The sequence below is a fragment of the Pseudomonas mandelii genome (genome assembly GCF_024138395.1).
Classification (GTDB): Bacteria; Pseudomonadota; Gammaproteobacteria; order Pseudomonadales; family Pseudomonadaceae; genus Aquipseudomonas; species Aquipseudomonas mandelii_E.
The window spans coordinates 1-21,555 of record NZ_JAMYDU010000039.1 but is presented as its reverse complement, the minus strand read 5'-3'; the positions used below and the strand labels follow the sequence as shown (position 1 = coordinate 21,555).

The window sequence follows — 21,555 nt, the reverse complement described above, 5'->3', positions numbered from 1 at the left end:
TGATTTGCATCTGTAATCGCGGCAGTCGTGCCCTGGTGTTGTTCAGTCAGGGCCCTTTACCCAACTTCGATCAACTCCAACCGGCACTGAAAAGTGCACAGGAAGGCGAAGCCTTGCCTGCGTGAATCAACAAAAACAATAAAACAAGAGGTGGAAAATGAAACTCGATAGCCGTGTGATCCCTTGTCTCTCTACTCAGCGAAAATGTGCTGTCTGGATTAAGTTCGCCAGTGCCCTCGCCATACTCACCGCTTCAACCACCGCAGGCGCCAACGGCATTGGCCTTAATGAACAAAGTGCAAGCAGTGCGGGAACTGCTTATGCAGGAAGGTCCTCTTCCGCGCTGGACGCCAGCACCATTTATGGAAATCCTGCAGGCTTGACCAAGTTGAAGCGTAGTGAGATTTCCGGCGGCGCCGCGGTCGTCTCGGTGAGTGACGACATCAGTGATGCGCAGAGCAGTGCCACAGGAACGAACAAGGGGGACTCGGTGCCTTTGGGCGTCGTGCCCTTCGCCTATATGTCGACGCCGCTTGACGATCGTTTTTCAATGGGGCTGGGCCTCTATGCTCCCAGTGGTCTGATCAATGATTACGAGGGCTCTTTTCAGGGCCGCTACCATGGCTCCTACAGCACGACCAAGGAGATAACCCTGCAGCCGACCATTGCCTATCGGATCAATGATTACGTGTCCATTGGTGGCGGACCGACCCTGAACCGTTTCAATGCAAAGCTTCAGAATTACATGGCAACCGGCGCCCTGAACAACGGCCAGGACACACTGGTTACCATCAGAGGCGATGACACGGCGATTGGCTACAACGTCGGCCTCTTGGTCGACTTTAACGAGGCAACCCGTTGGGGGATTACCTATCACTCGAAAGTGAGCTATCACCTCAAGGGGCATACTGAGGTTTCCGGCTCCCCGAGCGTTATCCCGCTGGACGGAAATTATGACAACAAGATAGACCTTACGATGCCTGAATCAGTGGATACGTCTGTTACCCATCGATTCAATAATCGCTGGACCGGATACCTGGGGACCACCTGGACACGCTGGAGTCGGATCCAGAAGGTCGAGGCAGTCAACAGCGGTCTTTCCCCCTTGGGCCAGGCGGCTGGCCTGGGACGTGTGACCGAAGAAATGAACTGGCACGACACTTGGTCTACCGCGATTGGCGCATCTTATCAATTGAACCAACAATGGCTGCTGCGCGCAGGCTACGCCTATGATCCGTCGCCTATTGGAAATGCCGATCGCGGCGTGCGCGTTCCGGTCGGGAATCGCCAGGCCGTGACCTTGGGCGGCGCTTATTCGCCGAATTCCGATCTGACGATCGACTTTGCTTATGGTTATCTCTGGGATTCCAAAGTTTCCGTACAGCACTCGAACAACTCCGGTCTTCAACCGGAATACAGTGCCAATTACGACAATAGTGCGAATGGGATTTCAGTACAGGCAACTTATCGGTACTGATCTCCATTTGCGCCCACGTCAGAGAAGTGAGTCTCCGATCGGTTTTATCAAATCCGGTCCCTGATTCCGCACGTTGCCGATTGCCCGGTCTACCTGGAGCCACTCGAACGCCTCGGTCGGCTCACTTTGCAACAGTACCATTTGCTCGGCGTGCTCTTGGGGCGTCGCCGGGTTCAGCCATTCACGGGCCCGTTCCGGTGAAAGCGTCACAGGCCGGCGGTCATGAATATTGAGCATGCCGCCGGTGTTATCGGAGGTAATGATCACGAAGCCGTCATGCTCGCTTGGACCATGCTCGGCGCTCGGGTATTGGCCAATCGCGGCACACAGAATCGGCACCCGATCCCGCCGGCGAATCAGGTAGGGCTGCTTTTTCGGTTCGCCTTCATCAACCCATTCAAACCAGTTGTCGATGGCAATGATTGCCCGGTGCGGCCAGATCGCGCGGAAGAATAGGCCGTGGGCGGCTTTCTCAATACGGGCATTGATCGGTGCGGCGCGGTCTTTGATCCAATGCGGTCGCCAACCCCAGCGAACCATGTCGGCCCGCAGAAACTGACCTTCCTGGTGAAAGAGGGCGAGTTGAGTGGAAGGCGCGGCGTTGTAACACTCGAAAGGCTGGTCGCCTGCATAGTTGATCAGTGCGTTTGGAATGCTGAGCGCTGCGACAAAGTCATGAATGCCCCGGTATTGGGAAAGACGTCCGCACATGGTTGGAGCCCTCCGATCATGCTTTCAGCGTAGACCAGAACCTGGCTGCTTGATGACGAAGCCATTGATGATAGCCGCCATGGTCAAGATAGCTGCCGGGCGCGGTAGTCTGAATAGTTGATCAGGGCATAGAGACGAAACGTTACCGATCATCAGCGACCGATTGAGCAATCACTGCATCGCTTGGGTACTGCGTTTTTATCCAGTTATGATTTTTTTGACAACGATATCAATAATCTCAAAATTCCAGAGTGGTGGAGGGGATTGGTTTGGGCGCGGAGGGCAAAGCCACTGGCACCACGTCGATCACGCAGGTGTGGTACGCATCGAGGCTTTCGCGATGGCCGATGCTGACTAGCGTAATGTCGGCTGCCGCCAGCGCTTCGTACAACCGTCGCTCGGCACTGTCGTCAAGGCCCGAAGTGGCTTCATCGAGGAACAGCAAGGGTGGCCGAATCAGCAAGGCGCGGGCCATAGCCAGGCGCTGTTGCTCGCCGGGGCTCAATCGCCGGCTCCAGTCATCGGTACTGTGCAACGGCAAGTGCTGCAACTCTGTCAGTTTGAGCACGGCTTCCAGGCGTGCTTCATCGATTTCGATAGCACCGGTCTCGCCGGTTTGATGCAACAATTCATGTAACGAACCATTGGGCAAATAAGGCCTCTGCGGCAAGATAAGTAGACCCTCGCGGTCCAGTTCGACACTGCCTTGGTGCCGTGGCCACAATCCTGCAAGCGAGCGGAGCAGGGTGGTCTTGCCCACGCCGGAAGGGCCCCGCAGCAGCAGCCGTTCGCCGGGAGCCAAGGTCAGCGTCAGCGGTTCGAACAGCGGTAAACCGTGCTCGTTCAGCGGTGCAAAATCATGCAACCGCAGGCCAGCTGTACGACGGGTGACGGGGTCGACCGGTGCGGGTAGTGCGTCAAGTTCACGCCAGAAACTGCATAAGCGAGTCTTGGTCGCACGCCATTCGGCGATTTGCGGGTAGCTGCGAATCAGAAACGAAAGAGAAGCCTGAATTTCGCCGAAAGCCGAAGCGATCTGAGTCAGTTGTCCCAGTTGGATTTCCCGCGAGAAGAAGCGCGGCGACACCAGCAGCAGCGGCAAGGTAAAGGCAAATCGCTCATACGCCGCATTAATGCCCAACAGGTGTTTTTTCGAGCGAACCAGCTTGCTGTAGTTGCTCAGCAGCAGTCCCAGTTGTCCCAGTAACTGCTTGCTTTCCCAGCCCTGACCACGGGAAAGGGCGACGTTTTCGGCGTCTTCACGCAGACGCGTCAGGCCGAAACGAAAATCCGCCTCACGACGTTGTTGCAGGAAATTGAGCCCGATCAGCGGTTTACCGATCCAGTGCGCGATGCCGCTGCCGATCACGGCGTAGATCAAGGCGAGCCATAACATATAGCCGGGAATGGCGACGGCATGCCCGGCGACTTCAAATTCCAGCGTGCCGGAAATGCGCCACATGATCATGCTGAACAGCACCACCAGAATGATCGCCTGGAGCAGGTTCAAGCCCAGGTCCAGGGTCTGCTCGACGAAGATCTTGCAGTCCTCGGCAATGCGCTGATCGGGGTTGTCGTAGGTCACGCTGTGAAAGCGGCTGCGATAATAGCGTTGGCTGTCGAGCCACTTGCCGAGAAAGGCCTGGGTGAGTTTTTCTCGCCAACTGATCAGCAAGCGCTGCTGCACTTGGAACTTGGCCATGGTGCAGACGATGAAGGCGACGTCGAGTACCAGCAACTCCACGACGTGATAACCGAACGCGGCGGCGTCCAGACTTTGCAACGAGTTGTAAAAACCCAGGCTCCACTCGTTCCAGCGCACCTGGATCGCAATGATCCCGGCCACTGCCAGCATGGCCAGGGCGAGTGTCAGCCACGCGCGACGACGGCCTTGAGCTGACCAGTAAGGTGCGGCCAGCAACTTCATATCTTGGATGAACATCGGAGTCCTGCCTGGCAAACTCGGGGATTGACCCGCCGTGTTGAATCTTCGGAATTCAAAAAACGTGGTAGGTTAACAGTTCTCAAACTCAGTTACGAAGCCTCATGACGTCTCTTCAAACCACCGCCCGAATGCTCGACGAAACCCTGCTCGATAAGTTGTTTCGTTTCGATGGCGCCTTTCTGCGCAGCACCTGCCGACTGAGCAGCCACGTCGAAGGCCGTGGGTTGATCGAGTTTCGCGATCCGCAAACCTGCACTGACCTGTTGCGTCTTTACGCTCACTACTATCCCGCTGCGCCTCGGGCTGCACTGGTGTCGCAATGGTCGATGGACTTGATCTGCGTGACGCTGGCCTTACCGCTGGCCGCCGCTGCGCAGCATCTGCGTTGTATCGTGCATGATCCCCATGTGGCGCTGGAAAACGGAATGCCCGTGGCTCAGGTGTTTGCTGCCGGGGAGGTGCTGCCATTGAACAATCCGCTGGCCTTCGCGCAGCAACTGCTGACTGAGGACATGGCGCCGCTGGTGCAGGCACTGGCCAGCGCCGGGCGGGTGGCCCAGCGCTTGCTGTGGAATAACGTGGCGGCCGCCCTTGATGTCGCGCTCGACTACTTCCAGATGCCGCAAGCGTCGATGTGGCGCGATCGTCTGTTCCGGGAGCGGCACTGGGCCGATGGCACTCGCAATCCGCTATACGGTTTCCTGCAACTGGCTCCCGGTCCGAGCGGAGTTCCATTACTAATGCGCAAGGTGTGCTGCCTGCACCATCAATTAGGTGATGCGCGCCCGTACTGCGACAACTGTCCGCTGGTGCCGGGCGCTGACATCACAGCGCCTCATCAGGCATAAGCCGCGTGCGCTTCCACCTGGGTGAGACGGCCGTTCTCCACTTTCAGCACCCGGTCGGCCTGCTGGAAGTAAGCGTCATCGTGGGTGATCACAATCACGGTTTTGCCCCGGGCTTTCAGTTCCGGCAACAGCTCCATGTAGAACACCCGCTTGAAGGTCGGATCCTGGTCGGCGGCCCATTCATCGAACAAATAAAACGGCTTGTCATCCAGATACGCCGATACCAGAGCCAGTCGCTTGCGTTGACCCGTGGACAGTTCCACGGTGGAAAAACGGTCGTCGACAATGCTGACTTTGTGTCCTAACCCCAATGCTTTCACATAACGCGTCGCTTCGGCGGTGCGATATTCGGCGTCCGGTCCGTCGTCGCCCAACAAATGTTCGAACAGGTGGAAGTCAGCGAACACCGCTGCAAAGTGCTTACGGTATTGCTCGCGGTTGTCGTCGTCCACTTCCACACCATTGAGCACCACGCAACCGGTTTCCGGTGCGTACAGCCCGAGCATCAGCATGGACAGCGTAGTCTTGCCACTGCCATTGCCACCCACCACAAACACCAGTTCACCCTGTTCCAGCGTCAGGTCCACCGGGCCGAGCATAAAGGGATGATCCTCGTGCTCGCCGGGATAGCGGTGGCACACGCCGTTGAGCAACAGGCGCATCGGGCCTTCACTGGCGAACACATTGCCGAGCGGCGCAACTATCTGGGCTTCGGTGCTCAGCTCCGCGTCCAGTTGGCGAATGCGGTTCAGGGCGATGCTGGCTTGACGCAGCGAGGGCAGGGCGATCATCAGGTCGGAGATCGGCCGTACCAGGTACAGCAAGGTCACGGTGAAACTGGTCAGCACGGTAATCGGTTGCGGCAGCCAGAACGGCACGATGAATAGCAGCACGCCGAGGTTGAGGTAAAACAACAACGTGCCGAGGTTGGCCACCACCGAATACCCGGCCATACCGCGCAGGAAACGCACGCGAAACTCGTCGGCACCCGGACGGATGACTCGTTCGACAAAGGCTTCACCGCGGGCGTTGTTCAGCTGCAATTCCTTGCTGCCTTCGATCAGGCTACGAAAGTGCTGATACAGCACATCCTTTTGCTGGCGCACCCGTTCCAGATGGCTCAACGGCCCGCGTTCGGCCAAGTGAAACGCCACCAGGCCGATCATCAGAAATAATGCCAGAATCGCCAGCAACGACCACGACAGCCAAGCCAGGTAGGCGAAGCATGCCAGGGTCACCACGGCGTTGACGAACAGCAACGGCACCCACTCGAACGCAGCGGTAAACGTGTGTACGTCTTCGGTGAGGATCACCAGCAAACGGTGTTTGCCCATGCCTTGCAGACGTTTGAGCGGGGTGGCGAGCAGCTTGCGCGACAAGTCGATACGCATCTGGAAAATCGCGCTTTGGGTCAGGTGCAGCAGCGACAGTTCCGAACAGAGTTTGCTCAGCAGCATGCCGATACACAGCCCGAAAAACCCCAGGGCCAGTTCCGGCAATTGCTGCGGGTTGGCCAACCCCCGGTTGATCAGAATCACCAGCCCCGCACTGGCCAGACCGCCCAGTGCGCCAGTGATCGAGGCCAGAGCCAGCAGGCGTGCCGATTGGCGGTAGAGATAGAGAATCAGGTTCATGCGACGGTTTCCGTCGTGGCCATGGCCAGCGACTTGGTGAGTTGTTCATGGAAGGCGGACTGCCCGAGGATCGAATCGTGATCGGCGGTGACCTGATAATGACAGGTTCGCTGGCTGATCGCGTCCCATTGCGCCGGCAGATTCGGGTGCTCGACAAGCGTCTGTTCGGCCCACCAGAGTTGCAGGGTGGCCTGCACGACGGGCACCGAATAGCCGCTGACCCAACGACGCGCGTCGGCCATCACATTCAAGGTCTGTTCGACATAGGCCAGCGGTGCATTGAGCTCTAGGCCGTTGGCACTCGTCCATTCCAGCAGGGCGAAACGCAATTGCTCCACGCGACCCAGTCCAGCAGTCGCCGTGCGCAACTCCGTCAGACATTGCGCGGTGAGTCGCGGGCGGCTGTCGCTGCTCAATTCTTGCTGAACGATGGCCTGCAGCGCATCCCACGCCAGCGTTTCATCCTCAGCGTGGAACGTGCTGTCGAACACCCCCAACCACTCAACCGCTTGCCCTTGGACCTCCAGCTGCCGGGTCAACTCCAGCGCAAGCAAGCCGCCCATCGACCAACCGGCCAGGCGATATGGACCCTGAGCCTGAATCTGGCGGATCTGCGGCAAGTATTCGCGGGCTAATGCAACGAGGTCCTGATTGCGCAGTGACTCGGGCAGCGGAACGCCGTACACCGGCAGCGCCTTCGGCAACCCGGCGACCATCGGCATGTAATGGTGAACCCCGCCCGCTGGCTGGTGCAGGCAGAACAACGGTGTCTGTTCAGTTTCGCCGGCCTGCAAGGAAATGATCGCCGCCTGGTCGTGGGACCGGGTAATTTGTTCAGCAAGGCCGATCAACGTCGGGTGCTGGAAGATCACACTGACCGGCACCTCAATGCCCAGCGTGGCGCGCAACCTGGCGGTCATACGCACCACCAGCAGCGAATGGCCACCGAGGGCGAAAAAGTCGTCGTGACGGCCGATTACTTCAGCCTCCAATAGCTCTTGCCATACTGCTGCGAGCACCTGCTCGATATGCCCTACGGGCGCTGCATAAACCGCGAGACTGCGATTTGGCGCACGGGCCAGCAAGGCACGATGGTCGACCTTGCCGTTGGCGGTGCGTGGCAGTTGCGCCAGCCACTGGGTGTCGGCGGGAATCATGTGCGCCGGTAACAGCGCCCCGAGGGATTCGCGCACGGCACTGGCCTGAAGTTGAGTGGCCGATTCGATGAACGCCCGCAAGCTCGGTTCGGTCTGAGTGGTGTCCAACAAGACCACCGCCAGTTTGGCGCCGCTGACGTTGCATAGCGCGGTTTCGATTTCGCCCAACTCGATACGGTAACCGCGCAGTTTGATCTGTGAGTCGGTGCGCCCGAGGAACAGTAGTTGTCCGTCCAGGTCTTGCCAGGCGAAATCGCCGGTGCGATACAGACGTTGACCGTCGAGGGATGGATGACGGGCCTGGATGAATTTCTCGGCGGTCATCTGCGGCAGGCCCAGATAACCTTCGGACAGCCCCGGTCCGGCAATGTGAATTTCACCTTTGAAGCCTCGGGCCACGGGGGCGCCGTCGCTGTCGAGCAAGTACACCCGGGTGTGGGCAATGGCGCGGCCGATGGGTACGGACCCCGCGTTCTGATCGGGTTGGCAGAGAGCGACGGTACTCCACACCGACGCTTCCGTCGGTCCGTATTCATTGTAGAGCTGCGCGTCCAGTTGGCGCCGATAGTGACTGTCGACCAACGCTGGCGGGCAGCTTTCACCGGCGACAATCGCGGTGTTCAATGGGCTCGGGACATCGCCCAACTCGTCCAGGATCAAGGCGTACAACGAAGGCAGTGCCAACAGGTGCGATACGCCGTGGCTGCGGATCAGACGGGCCAGTTGCAGCGGATCTTTCTGTTCGGTTTCGCTGGCCAGGTGCAGGCAACCGCCCTGGGCCAGGCTCCAGAACAGCCCGGCGATGGAGCTGTCGAAGGCGAACGACGACAGCAGCAGGAAGCGTTGCACCGGCTGCGGATACCCTGCCAGCCGTGCCGCCAGCGAATGCAGGGCGTTGGCATGGCTGATGACCACGCCTTTGGGCTGTCCAGTACTGCCAGAGGTGTAAATCAGGTAGGCCGGCTGATCCCGCGAGACGGTCGGCTCCTCCCGTAACGGCACCGCCGGCATCGCTTGATCAATCGCCATCGCGCTCGTTTGCCAGTCCGCCGGCAGGTCTTGCACGCGAGCGTGATGGGTCAGCACCAGACGTGCCTGGCTGTCGCGCAGAATATGTTCGATGCGCTCGGTGGGGTAGGCCGGGTCGATCGGTACGTAGCAGGCGCCGGCACGCAGAATGGCGACCAGCGCCACCACTGCATCGATGTCGCGCGGCAAGAAGTGCGCGATCCGCGCACGGGGTTCCAGGCCCTGGGCAAGCAATTGCTGTGTGAGGGCCGTGACGCGCTGATCCAGCTCGGCATAGCTCAAAGTCCCGCTTGAGCCAGTGACCGCCGGGCGTTGAGCGCTGGAGGCCGAGCCTTGGGCGAAACAGGCAGCCAGGTTTGGCAGGGCAAAAGTGGCGGCATAAAGCTGTTCTTGCGCCGGGCTCAAAGTCGGCGACGTGGCCAATGCGCCGGTCACCCGTTGTTGCTCGGCGGCGCTGCAAGTGGTCAGTTGGCTCAGGCTGGCGGCCGGTTCACGCAGGCTGTGTTCGATCACGCTCAGCAACTGCTCGGCGAGGAGCTCGACATGGGCCGGTGAGTAGAGCGCGGCATCAAAATGCAGTGACAAACCGCTGGCCGAACGCGGCTCGTATTGCAATAGCAACGCCCAATCAGCGCTGACACTGTCAGCCTGTTCGATCTGCCAACCGGCATCGTTCAGCGCACTGTGCGGCAAAACCGCGAGTTCGCGATAACCCACGCCGGACACCGACGGCACATTGCTCAAGTGGCTCGGGTAGGTGTCCCGGGCATCGTTGAGCAGGCCAACGCGCTCGGTCAGTTGCTGGCACAACGCGGCAAACGACAGCTCAGGCGCGGTGTCGAGCGTCAATGGCAACGGCTCGGAGAACAGGCCGAGGGCATCCCCCAACACGTCCGGACGCATCTGGTTTTCGTAGGCCAGCGTCAGGCGTTCGGCTTCGCAGTAGCGTTGCCACAGGGTGACCCAGGCGGCGAGCACGAGCATGCCGGTGCTGACGCCGAGGCTGGCCGCTTGTTGATCGAGGCGTTGTAGGGTGGAGTCGTCGAACGACAGTTGCATCCGCCTCATTTCGACAATCCCGGTTGCCGGATTCTGCCGCTGCCAAGGCAAAGGCACATCCGCGACCATTGCATTGAACTGCTCATCCCAGAACTGTCGGCCCTGGTCGTCCACCGACTCCAGGCGCCACGCCGCATAATCGGCGTATTGCAGCGGCGGCTCTTGAGGCGCTGCTTGCAAATAGCCCAGCGCCCACTCTTCGCCGAGGTAGCCCAGGCTGGTGCTGTCCAGATGCATGGCCGGCAAGTGCAACGTTGCCGACCGAGTATCTACGTGCAGCTCGATGCCCAGCGCTTGCCAATCATCAACCGATCCGTCGATCACCTGCATCGGCAGCGACATCCCCGGCAGTTGCTGATAACGGGTGCGCAGAATCTCGTGGCGTTGCATCAAGGCCAGCAAACTGCTTTTCAGCCGTGCGCTGTCCAGCGGTTGTTCGCTGCGAATGCGCAACGTGGCCCGCTGGCTGGTCGCCAGACGGTTTTGTTGCAAGCGCCACAGGTGCGACTGTTGTGGCGACAGCTCGAAGCCTTCGAACAGCGTGTCTTCGTGAGTCTGAGTCATGCTGAGACCTGTACAAAAAAGTGGGACATGAGCGTCGATTGACCGATGACCATCATTGTTCGGCATCCTTCACGACGCTGCGGCGACGGGCCTGGCCCAGGGTGCTCTGGCGCGCGCTGCCGGCTTCACGCAGCGCAGCTTGAGCCAGCTCGCGGCGGGTCTGTTGCAGTTGATTGAGTGGCACCAACAACTGAGCGACGCGGGTGTCAGCGTTCAGCACGAGTTGCTCCAGCAGGCAGACGAACAGGCTGTCGAGCAGTTCGATGTAGGCACTGGCGTAACGCCCGGTGTCGTAGTCGTACACCACCAGCAGGCCTTCACCGTCATCCACGACGTTGATCAGCAGGTCCACATCCGAAGCTTGCGGCTCGAGTTCTCGCTCGCTGATCGCCAGACCCGGCAAATGCAGGTCCTGCTGGCGGGTGTTCTGCACCACCAGTTTGACCTGGAAGAACGGCGTGTAACGGGCGTCCCGCTGTGGCAGCAGGTCGGCCACCAAGGCGTCGAACGGCAAATCCTGATGGGCAAAGGCATCCAGCGCAACGCGGCGGGCATCGCTTAGCAACTGATCGAACGTCTGCTGCGGCGTGACGCGGCAACGCAGCACCAACTGGTTGACGAAGAAGCCGACCATGTCTTCGGTCTGTTGCTGATGACGGTTGGCGATGTCGGTGCCGACCAGCAGGTCTTCGCGTCCGGTCTGCTGATGCAGCAACACGTTCAGCGCGCTGTGCAACACCATGAACGGCGAAGCCTCGCGAGCCGTGGCCAACTCGCCGATGGCCTGAGCCAATGACGCGGGCAAGCGGCGGCGATGACGCGCGCACTTGCCGTGATCGCGAGTTTGAGCGCCCGGCAACAACAGCGGCGCCGGGCTGGCTTGCAACTGCTGGCGCCAGTAGGCCAGCTGTTGCTGCCAGACCGGGCCCGGCAGGTGCGTGCGTTGCCACACGGCGAAGTCGGCGTATTGCAGGGCCGGGGTTTCGATTCGGCCAGCCGTGGTGCCGAAACCGATGTAGTCGGCGGCCAGTTGGTCCACCAATTGTGCAATGGACCAGGCGTCCACCGCGATGTGATGCATGGCAATGGCCAACACATGAGTCTGCGCGTCCAGTTGCAGCAACCGCGCGCGAATCAATGGCGCCTGCGTCAGGTCGAACGGTTGGCCGAAGACCTCGGCCAATTGCGCCTGGATGGCCGGCTCCTGTTCCTGCGCCGAGACCGCTTGCAGATCGATGACCGGCAAGGCAAACACCTGCGCCGCTTCAATCCGCTGCCAGGGTTCACCGTGATCGCTATGCACGGTGCTGCGCAATACTTCATGGCGGGCGATCAATTGTTCGAACGCCAGGCGCAAGGCTTCGACATTCAACGCCCCGGTCAAGGTCAAGGCGAACGGAATGTTGAAACCGCTGGAGCCAGGGTTCAGTTGCTCAAGGAACCACAACCGCTGTTGGGCAAACGACAACGGCAGCGGTTGCGAACGGTCTGCCGCAGTGATTGCGGGCAGGGCCAAAGGCGCCCCCTGCAAGCGAGCGCTGTCGATGGCGCGTGCGAGGTTTTCCAATACCGGATGATCGAAGACTGCACGCAGTGGCAGGTCCACCGCGAGTTGGCTGCGAATCCGCGAGACCACCAGCGTCGCCAGTAACGAGTGCCCGCCGAGGGCGAAGAAGTTGTCGTCAGCACCCATCGTCGACACGTTGAGAATCTGCGCCCAGATCGCGCCCAGTTGCTGTTCGGTGTCGCTGCGCAGCGGCCGTTGCTCGCTCAGGTCGTTGCTGTCCAGCGCACGTGCGGTCAGCAGTTTGCGATCGACCTTGCCGTTGGCGTTCTGCGGCAGCGCTTCCAGCTGTTGCCAATGCGCCGGCACCATGTACGACGGCAAGCGTTGGCTCAGCCATTCGCGCAGCACCGCCACAGGCGTGTCATCGCCGGTCCAGTAGGCGACCAGTTGCAAGTCGCCACGATGGTCGGCGTTGACGATCACGGCCACGGCTTGCATGGCAGGATGACGTCCCAGATGATCTTCGATTTCCCCCAGTTCGATGCGGTGACCACGGATTTTCACCTGCTGATCACGGCGACCGAGGAACTCGATCACTCCGTCTGCACGCCAGCGACCCAGGTCACCGGTGCGGTAAAAACGCGCGCCGGGTTCGAATGGATGGGCGACGAACGCAGCCTGGGTTTTCTCTGGATCGTTCAGGTAACCACGACCGACGCCGACACCACCCACGCAGATTTCCCCCGGTACACCCACTGGCACTGGCCGCAACGCGGCATCCACCAGGTACAGATGATTATTGGCGGTCGGCCGGCCAATCGGCATGGCGTTGCCGCCTTCTTCAGGCACAGCGGTCAGCGGGTGGAACGCCACGTCGTCCGAGCATTCCGCCGGACCATAGGCGTTCATCAGCGGCACATGGGCAAAGCGGCTCAGCCAGGCTTGGGCCAGCGCCGGTGGCAGCGCTTCGCCAGTTGGCAGCAACCAGCGCAGCGCCGACAGTTGCGTGTCGGTGCTGGCGAGGTCGAGCAGGGCACGGATCATCGTCGGCACGGCTTCGAGCACCGACAGTTGTTGGCTCTCCAGTGCTTCCAGCAGGCGCTCGGGGTCATGGGCAATCACGTCCGGCAGGATGTGCACAGTGGCGCCAAGGATTGGCGCGGCGAGGAACTGCCAGACCGAAATGTCGAACGCCGGGGAGGCGGTCTGGGCAATCCGGTCTTCGCTCGACAGGCCCAGGGTCGGCACCTTGCCGAAGATGTTGTTGAGCATGCCCCGTTGCTCGACCATGGCTCCTTTGGGCGTGCCGGTGGAGCCTGAGGTGAAGATCACGTAGGCCAGATCATCAGGGCTGCCTGTGACGTTCAGTGGCGATGCATCGCCCGCCAGCCATAGGGCTTCGGTGCGCAGGCGGCGCGGGGTCGCGGTGCTCGCGGCCAGTGCCGGGTCGATGACCGAGTCGGCACTGTCACTGGTCAACAGAATCGTCGCCCCGGACAGTTCGAGAATTTCGCTCAGGCGCTGAGGCGGATGCTTGATGTCTAGCGGCAGGTAGGCCGCGCCTGCCTTGAGCACGGCGATCATCATGCTCAGCAATGGCAGGCCGCGTTCAGCGGCCAGCGCCACCAGCGTGTCGCGACCGGCACCGGTTTCGATCAGCGCACGAGCCAGGCGGTTCGAGCGCTGATCCAGCTCGGCGTAGCTCAGGCTGTCGGCACCGCACACGGCAGCACTGCGCTGCGGATGCTCCGCCACTTGTCGGGCGAACAGTTCGGCGTAGGTTTTATCCAGCGGGAGGTCCAGTTCACTACGGTTCCAGTCCACCAGCAGGGTTTGGCGTTCATCCGGCGTCAACAACGACAGCGAGGCCAGCGGCGCGTCAGGCTGGGCAACCATTTGCGTGAGCAACTGACGCAAATGACCGAGCATGCGCTGTACGGTGTCGGTGTCGAAACGCGCGGCGTCGTAAGTCAGGCGAATGCCCAGACGATCACCAGGATAGAGCACCACGGTCATTGGGTAGTTGGTGTGCACGCGGTCTTCGTAGATGTCGACGTTGAAGTCGACCTGACGATCCGACAGACCTGCGTCGAACGGCGCGTTTTCGAACACCACCAGGCTGTCGAACAGCGAGCGACCGTGCTCGATTTCACTCCAGCGCTGAATGTCCACCAGCGGTGCATGTTCGTAGGCGCGCAACTCGTAGTTGTGTGCAAGCAACGCTTGTAGCCACGGCACCACGGTTTGCGAGTCGTCAACCTTGACCCGCAGCGGCAGGCTGTTAATGAACAATCCAACGATGTCTTCCACGCCCGGCAAATCGGTCGGACGTCCCGACACCGTAACGCCGAACAGCACGTCATCGCTGCCGCTATAGCGGGACAACAGCAAGGCCCAGGCACCCTGAATCCAGGTGTTGGGCGTCAGCTGGTGCTGTTGGCACAACGCGGTCAGGGCGCGGGTGTCGGCAATCGACAGGGTGACGTCCAGGTTCGCCACCGCTTCGACCGCCTGCTCGGTCACCGCCGGACGATCCACCACCAACGGCGTCGGCGCGCTGAAACCAGCCAGTTCGCGGGTCCAGAATTGTTCGGTGATGGACGTGTCCTGGCATTGCAGCCAATGGATGTAATTGCTGAACGACGGCAGCAACGGACGCGCCACAGGCTGGCCGAGTACGCGAGCCTGGTAATGGGCGAACAGGTCGGCCATCAACAGGCCGAAGCACCAGGCATCGGTCAGGATGTGGTGGAAGCTGCGCACGATCAGGAACTCCTGATCGGCCACCTGGAACACCCGAAGGAAGGTCAGCGGCGGGCGACGCATGTCGAAACCCTGCCGGCATTCGGCGTCCAGCACGGCGTCCAGTTGACGTTGGCGGCTTGCTTCGTCGAGGTGACGCCAGTCGTACCAGGCGAAGGCCGGGTCGGTGTCGTGGTAGACACATTGCAGCGCTGCCTTGCCGTCCTGCCACCAGAAACCGGTGCGCAGCATCGGATGCCGGGCCAGTTGCTGCGCCCAGGCGAATTCGATGGCGCCGCGGTCCAGTTCGCCGTTCCAGCGATAACGTTGCTGCATCAGGTAAATGCCGCTATTGGGGCGCAGCAGGGTGTGCAGCAACATGCCTTCCTGCATCGGCGACAGGGGCAGCAAGTCGTCGATGCCGGCCCAGTCGAAGTTAGCACCAAGGGCCGTGAGGTCGTGACCGGCGGCGCGGCACAACGGGAACGCGTGGGCGCCGGGGATGGCTTGCTCGGCGTCGGCAGCCAGCAGGGCCAGACGCTGTTCCAGCGCCTCGGCCCAGTATTCTGCGCCTTGGCCACGGCAATCGATTTGCAGTTGACCGTGTTGCAGGCTGACGGACAGGGTCAGCCCGGCGCTCTCGATTGGCGCGCTGGCGGCGATAACCTCGCCCAACGCCCCCTCATGGGCTTGCCATTCGCCGGCCATGACCATATGCACGGTGGGCTGCGGCAGGCTCAGCAGCGGTTCGCGCAAGTAGTCGTTGTCAGCGAGATAACGCAGCACGCCGTAGTCGTCACCGGTGTGCGGGGCGGCAGCCAGTTGCGCGTCGACCTGTGCAAGCAATTGCGCGGCGTTGGCGCCGGGTGTCACGTTCAGACGCAGCGGAACGGCGTGGCTCAGTGCCCCGATCACCGTCGCCGGGTTGAAGTCGGTACGGCTCAGCGCACTGCTGAGCGGCAGACGGGCCCGCTCGCAGCGACCGCGATCCAGGGTCAGCCAGACGTCTTGTTCGGCACTTTGTTGCGCCAGTTCCGCCGCGACAGCGGTGGCCACCAGTGATGCCCAAGGCGCGTGGCTACGGCGTTGCAACAGGTTCAGACGAGCGCTGAGTGACGGCGAAATCTGTACGCGGCTTTCAGTGGCCAGGTCATTTGGCTGTGGAACGGACGGCAGGGTTTCACCGGCGTATTGCAGCCAGTATTCCCAGGCCGATTCCAGCCCGTCTTCATCACGGGCGCGGGTTTTTTGATGTTCGGCCCATTCATCTAGATGGCCTCCGTGGCGTGGCAACTCGATTGCGCGGTCAAATTGTGCTTGAGCCACGGCCAGCGCCAGATCAGTCATCAACAACGCCCAAGAGGCAGCATCCAGGCGCAGTGCATGGGCGACCAACAACACCGCGTCGCCCTGTTCCGACAGGCAGGCGTGCCAGCCTTCACCCGCCGAGTGATCCAGTGTGGCCAGCGTGCTTTCGGCCAGTGCGCTCAGGTTGTCAGTGTCGAACGGCTGACGGCTGGCACTGACCGGTTTCGGTGTGCTCGGCAGGGTTTGCGCCCAGCTTCCGTCCGCCTGTTGGGTCAGCGCCAGTTGCAGTGCACGGTGTTGCTGTTGCAGAGCCTGCACGGCTCGGTTCAGCACTTCGAGGCTGATCGGCGTATTCAGCGCCACGCAGCGCCAGTCCGCCGCCAACGGACCGGCTTCGAGACGGGCGTATTGACCTGCGGTCAGCGGTACATTGCGCGCAGCGTTGGTGGTGTCGCGGCTGTAGTTCGCGCCTTGGCTGATGACCGCCGAAATTTCAGCGATGGTGCGGTTTTCGAACAACTGCTTGGGGGTCAGCTTCATGCCGCGCTGGTGAGCACGGGCAATGATTTGCAGGTTGAGAATAGAATCGCCGCCCAAGGCGAAGAAGTTGTCGTGGATCCCCACGCGCTCGACCCGCAACACATCCTGCCAGATCTCGGCGAAGGCGATTTCCACCGCGTCACGCGGGGCTTCGTAATTGTCCTGACGGGTAGGGGCATCGGGCAGTGGCAGGCGAGCGATGTCCGGTTTGCCGTTAGCGTTCAGCGGGATCGCATCCAGGGCGATGAAGTCTGCCGGCACCATGTAATCCGGTACGCGCAGGGCCAGGTCATAACGCAGCTTGTCCGCCGACATTGAGGTGCTGGCCACCAGCCAGGCAATCAGGCGTGGCGTTTCGTTAGCCGGTTGCACGACCCGGACCAGCACTTGCTGAATGTTGCTCGACAGGCGTTTGATTTGCGCTTCGACTTCGCCCAGCTCAATGCGGTAGCCGCGCAATTTGACCTGGTTGTCGACGCGCCCGAGGAACGCCAGTTCACCGGATTCCAGCCAGCGCACACGGTCGCCGGTGCGGTAGGCGCGGGGCAGGTCGGCAACAGCGGTGAAGCGTGCGGCGGTTTGCACCGGATCACCCAGGTAGTCGATGGCCAGGCCTTCGCCGCCGACCCACAATTCACCCGGCACACCGACCGGCACGGTGTGACCGTGGCTGTCGAGTACCCGCAGGAGCCGGTTCGGTTGCGGATGGCCCAGCGGTTGTACGCCGGCCAATGGCTGCTCGATGCGCGACAGGCAAATGCCGACGGCGCTTTCGGTTGGGCCGTAGTGGTTGTAGATCGCGAGTTCCGGGCGTAGCGCACGGAGAGTGTCCAGCAGCGAGCCGTGCAGCGCTTCGCCACCGAGCAACAAGGCGCGGCGCGGCAGCAGACGCACGTCAGGATGCGCGGCGAGCAGACCATGCAGGTGGTTTGGCGTGAGCTTGACCAGGTCAGGAGTGAAGTCGGCAAAGCACTGGGCCAGGGCATTCGGATCGGCGCGGGTGTCATCGTCCACCAGCAGCAAGCTGCCACCGCTGACCAGCGCACCGAACAACTGGGTGTAACCGAGGTCCGCCGCGAAGGTCGATAGCAGCGCATGGCGCCACGGTTGTTCAGCCTCGGCACAACCCAGTTCGGCCAGAATGCCGCTGACATAAGCGACGATGGCGCGATGGGACAGGCGCACACCTTTCGGCGTCCCGGTGGACCCTGAGGTGTAGATCACATAGGCGCAGGCCTGTTGATCCACCGCCGGCAGGTCGATCCCGGTGGCGCGGGCCGAGGCCTCGATCACCTGCGCAGAGGCGGTGTCGAAGGTCGGCGTGCCGATGATGAAATCCACCTCGGCACTGGCCATCAGCGCACCCAGGCGCGAGGCCGGTTGGCCCAGGTCCAGCGGCAGGAAGCAAGCGCCGGCCTGCATTACCGCCAATAGCGCGATCACTGCGTCGTTGCAACGGGGCAGGGCCAGCGCGACGCGATCACCGTGTTGCACACCGCTCTGGCGCAAGGCGTTGGCCAGTCCGGTCGAAGCTTCAAGCAGCTCGCCGTAGCTCAATGCGCCATGGGCATCGCGCACGGCTTCACGCTCGGGATGGCGGCGGGCCTGAGCGGCGATCAGTTCATGCAGGGGAGCATCCGGCACTGCAAGGGTCGCGCCGTTGCCCCAGGTACGAGTCAGGTTCAGTTCCTGCATCGGGCACAACGGCACTTGGGCCAGTGGCCGGTTGGCGTCGCGGCTCAATTCGTCAAGCAGCGTTACCAATTGCTCCATCAGGCGAGCGCCGGCCGCATCGGACAAGCGTTTGCGTTGATGCACCAGATGCAGGTGCAGGCTGTCGCTTTCCATCGAAGCGATCAGCGACATTGGGTAGTTGTTGCGCCCGCCGGTGTGGCGCAACGGCGCGGTGTGTTCGGCATCCGGCAGCCCGACGAGGCCCTCGTCGATCTGATCCAGCTCCCGGGGGAACGGGAAGTTTTCGAACACCATGATCGCTTCGAACAACTCGCCACCGGGCGGCAGCGCGGTCAGGGCCCGCAGACTGGCGAGCGGCGTGTGTTCATGCTCGCGCATCTCGGCGTTCCAGTCCTGGATGCCCGCCAGCCATTGGCCAACGGTCGGCGCTTCGTCCCAGCGCACCCGCAGCGGCAGGGTGTTGATGAACAGACCCACCATGCGCTCGACGCCGCTCAGGCGCTGTGGACGCCCGGCCACGGTGACGCCGATCAGGCTCTCGTCGCTGCCGTTATGGCGCCCCAGCAGGTAAGCGTACGCCGCTTGCAGCAGAGTGTTGACGGTCAGGTTGTTGTCACGGGCGAAGCTACTCAGGCGCGCAGTCGTTGCGGCATCCAGCACGCGCTGGTGTTCGGTGCAGGGCAGGTGCGCGTCCACGGGGTCGGCGAGCAGGCCACGCGGGTCCGACTCGGGCACGCGGGTGGTGTTGGCGAAATCCGCCAGGCGATTGCGCCAGAACTCATCGGCAGACGGGCGTTCGCTGAGGTAGGCCACGTAATCCTGGAACGGTCGCACCGCTTCCAGCGCCGCGTTTTGCCCACGACGGGCCGCGCGATACAGCTCGCGCCAGTCCGCCAGCAGCGAACCGACGCTCCAGCCGTCGAGCAGCAAGTGATGGTGCGTCCACACCAGCGACCACTGCGCTTGTCCGTTAACATCGTCCAGACGCGCCAGGGTCAAGCGCATCAGCGGCGCGGCACCCAGTTCGAATGCCAGTGCGTGATCTTCCGCCGCCAGGGCCGCCAGCCCTTGCGGGTTGCCGCGCAAGTCGGCTTCGCGCAACGGCAGATCGACTTCCTTGAGGATGACCTGATAAGCGTCGTCCAGCTCTTCCCAGAGAAACGCCGTGCGCAACACCGCGTGGCGCTGCATCAGCGCAATCCAAGCCTGGCGGAACGCGTCGAGGTCGAGCTCACCGGCCAGACCGATGTTCATTTGCTGGTAGTAGACCCGCGACTCGGGCGCATAGGCCTCGTGGTACAGCAGGCCTTTTTGCAGCGGCGTCAGCGAATAGATGTTTTCGATTTGGTCATGCATGGCAGCAGTGTTCAATCCAGAAAATCGTAGAGGCACGTGCGCCGCGAGCGGCGCACTCCGAAGTCAAATTCAGGTCGAGGTCGGGGCTCACTTCTTCGGCCCCAGGCGTTTGAGCAGGGTGTCGAGGGTCGCCTGATTCATGCCTTTGGCCAGCGGGAAGTCCGAGGGCATCAGCGTCCCGGCCTGCGGGTCGAGGCAATGCCCGACCAGTGCTTGCAGGTGTTCCAGCAGGCGAGCGGGCAAGCGGCTGTCGGCGGCCGGGGTGACGCTGTGCCATTCGACACGCAGCACACCGTCTTCCAGCCAGGCCACCACTTCACGGCCGTGGGTCACCCGGTTGGCCAACGCCACTTCAGGCGGCGGGGTCAAGGTGCTGGCGCGCAACCAGCCCTGTGGCGTTTGCTCATGCCCCAGGTAGTTGAACAACACATCGCCACGGCCCGCCGGCAACTCGCCGCGCTGACGCAGCAGTCCGTGGCCGAGGCCCTGACCCGGCACGGCGCGCAAGGCTTCCTTGGCGTTGCGCACCCGATCGCCGGGGGGCCCGCTTGCGTTCACCCGCAGCGGGAACAGGGTGGTGAACCAACCGACGGTGCGGCTGACATCCAGGCCTTCGAACGGTGCATCGCGACCATGGCGCTCCAGATCCACCACGATGTCGGCGCGACTTTCGGCTTCCGCCAAGGTGGCGGCGAGGGCGGCGATCAGCAGTTCTTCCGGCTGTGTGCGGTAGGCGGCGTGGGACTCGGTCAGCCATTGATGAGTGCGCGCAGTATCCCAACGGACCGACAAGGTTTGACGCTCGGCGACCGTGGCCACCGGCGCGGTGTTCGCAGCGGTCTGGGTGTTCCAGTAGCGCTGTTCGACGCTGACCGTAGCGGCATGGGCGTGCAGGTGCTCGGCCCATTGCCGGTAGGACGTGGTTTTCGCCGGTAAACGCGGGTTCTCGCCACGTTCCAGCCCTTGATACAGCTGCTGGAAATCTTCCAGCAGCGGCGTCCACGACACCGCGTCGACGACCAAGTGATGCGCGACCAGATACAGGCGTTGTGGTTCGCCTTCCAGCAGGGCAGCGGCGAACAGCGGGCCGTGTTGCAGGTCCAGGCTTTGCGCGACCTGTTGCAGTTGCTCAGGGTGTTCGCAGCAGGTCAATTGTGCAGGCTCAACCGGCGCGATCTGCGCCTGCCATTGCCCGTCAACCTCAGTGAAACGCAAGCGCAATGCATCGTGATGGGCAACCAGACGGTCAAGGGTTGCCTGCACGAGGTCTGGCTGTAGACGCCGGTCGCTGTCGGCCAGCACCGATTGGTTCCAGTGCGCGGCCTGCGGCTGTTGTTGGTCGAAGAACCACTGATGCAACGGCATCAGCGGCATCGCACCGGTCACATCGCCTTGTTCGGCCAGCGTCAGCAACAGACTGGCCACTTGAGCCAATGCCGCCGGGGTCGGCGAGCGGAACAGGTCTTTTGGCGTGAGCGAATAACCCTGTTCACGCAGTCGCGAGATCAGTTTCAGACCGAGAATAGAATCACCACCCAAGGCAAAGAAACTGTCCGAAGTTCCGACTTCACGGCCACCGGTCAAGGCTTCGCCAAGCAGTTCACCGAACAACTGGCAGAGCAGGGTTTCCAGTTCGTTGCGCGGTGCGACGTGGTCTTCCTGAGTCTGCGGCAGTGGCCGGTTGGCCAAGGCCTTGCGGTCGATCTTGCCGTTGGTGGTCAAAGGCAGGGCCGGCACTTCGACCCACACCGCCGGCACCATGTACGCCGGCAGCTGGTTTTTGAGTTGGGCGGCAAGCAGCGCGCCCAGCTCCGATTGCGCGGCGCTGCTGCTGTAGAACGCCACCAAGCGGTTGTCGATCACCAGGGTGCAGGCACCGGTGATACCAGGCTGGTTCAACAGCGCCGCGTCGATTTCCCCCAGTTCGATCCGTTGGCCACGCAGTTTCACCTGATGGTCGAGACGGCCGAGGTATTCGATGTT

At 61.9% G+C, this 21,555-nt stretch carries 8 protein-coding genes; 2 read left to right on the top strand and 6 right to left on the bottom strand.

Annotated elements, in window-relative coordinates:
* The first annotated feature begins 157 nt into the window (after window positions 1-157).
* On the top strand, window positions 158-1,477 hold the full coding sequence (locus NHU87_RS27545) for an outer membrane protein transport protein (protein ID WP_253554674.1): 1,320 nt from the start codon (window positions 158-160) through the stop codon (window positions 1,475-1,477).
* A gap of 18 nt (window positions 1,478-1,495) precedes the next feature.
* On the opposite strand, the gene NHU87_RS27540 is transcribed toward NHU87_RS27545, so the two are convergent.
* A complete protein-coding gene (locus NHU87_RS27540; protein ID WP_253554671.1) occupies window positions 1,496-2,188 on the bottom strand; it encodes an SOS response-associated peptidase family protein in 693 nt (230 codons plus the stop codon).
* Window positions 2,189-2,426: 238 nt separating this feature from the next.
* Complete coding sequence (locus tag NHU87_RS27535; RefSeq protein WP_253554668.1) at window positions 2,427-4,130, bottom strand: ABC transporter ATP-binding protein/permease; 1,704 nt, start codon at window positions 4,128-4,130, stop codon at window positions 2,427-2,429.
* Between the two features lie 104 nt (window positions 4,131-4,234).
* Here NHU87_RS27535 and fhuF point away from each other — a divergent pair, with 104 nt between their 5' ends.
* Window positions 4,235-4,981: a siderophore-iron reductase FhuF gene (fhuF, locus tag NHU87_RS27530; protein WP_253554665.1), complete on the top strand. Its 747-nt coding sequence runs from the start codon at window positions 4,235-4,237 to the stop codon at window positions 4,979-4,981.
* Here the strand turns inward: fhuF and NHU87_RS27525 are convergent.
* The 4 genes from NHU87_RS27525 to NHU87_RS27510 all read right to left on the bottom strand — a co-directional run.
* Window positions 4,972-6,615, bottom strand: coding sequence for a cyclic peptide export ABC transporter (locus NHU87_RS27525; RefSeq protein WP_253554662.1), 1,644 nt, complete (start codon window positions 6,613-6,615; stop codon window positions 4,972-4,974). The genes fhuF and NHU87_RS27525 overlap by 10 nt on opposite strands.
* Entirely contained in the window at window positions 6,612-10,424 is a 3,813-nt protein-coding gene (locus NHU87_RS27520; RefSeq protein WP_253554659.1) for a non-ribosomal peptide synthetase, read from the bottom strand. Before NHU87_RS27520 ends, NHU87_RS27525 begins: the two co-directional genes overlap by 4 nt.
* A 52-nt stretch (window positions 10,425-10,476) precedes the next feature.
* Window positions 10,477-19,572, bottom strand: coding sequence for a non-ribosomal peptide synthetase (locus NHU87_RS27515; protein ID WP_253554656.1), 9,096 nt, complete (start codon window positions 19,570-19,572; stop codon window positions 10,477-10,479).
* 87 nt (window positions 19,573-19,659) lie between these two features.
* Window positions 19,660-21,555: condensation domain-containing protein (locus NHU87_RS27510; RefSeq protein WP_253554653.1), on the bottom strand; the 1,896-nt coding region annotated here is incomplete at its 5' end.

Coding starts and splice junctions, on each gene's coding strand:
- fhuF (WP_253554665.1), top strand. CDS start 4,235: ATGACGTCTCTTCAAACCACCGCCCGAATGCTCGACGAAACCCTGCTC.
- NHU87_RS27520 (WP_253554659.1), bottom strand. CDS start 10,424: ATGACTCAGACTCACGAAGACACGCTGTTCGAAGGCTTCGAGCTGTCG.
- NHU87_RS27525 (WP_253554662.1), bottom strand. CDS start 6,615: ATGAACCTGATTCTCTATCTCTACCGCCAATCGGCACGCCTGCTGGCT.
- NHU87_RS27535 (WP_253554668.1), bottom strand. CDS start 4,130: ATGTTCATCCAAGATATGAAGTTGCTGGCCGCACCTTACTGGTCAGCT.
- NHU87_RS27545 (WP_253554674.1), top strand. CDS start 158: ATGAAACTCGATAGCCGTGTGATCCCTTGTCTCTCTACTCAGCGAAAA.
- NHU87_RS27540 (WP_253554671.1), bottom strand. CDS start 2,188: ATGTGCGGACGTCTTTCCCAATACCGGGGCATTCATGACTTTGTCGCA.
- NHU87_RS27515 (WP_253554656.1), bottom strand. CDS start 19,572: ATGCATGACCAAATCGAAAACATCTATTCGCTGACGCCGCTGCAAAAA.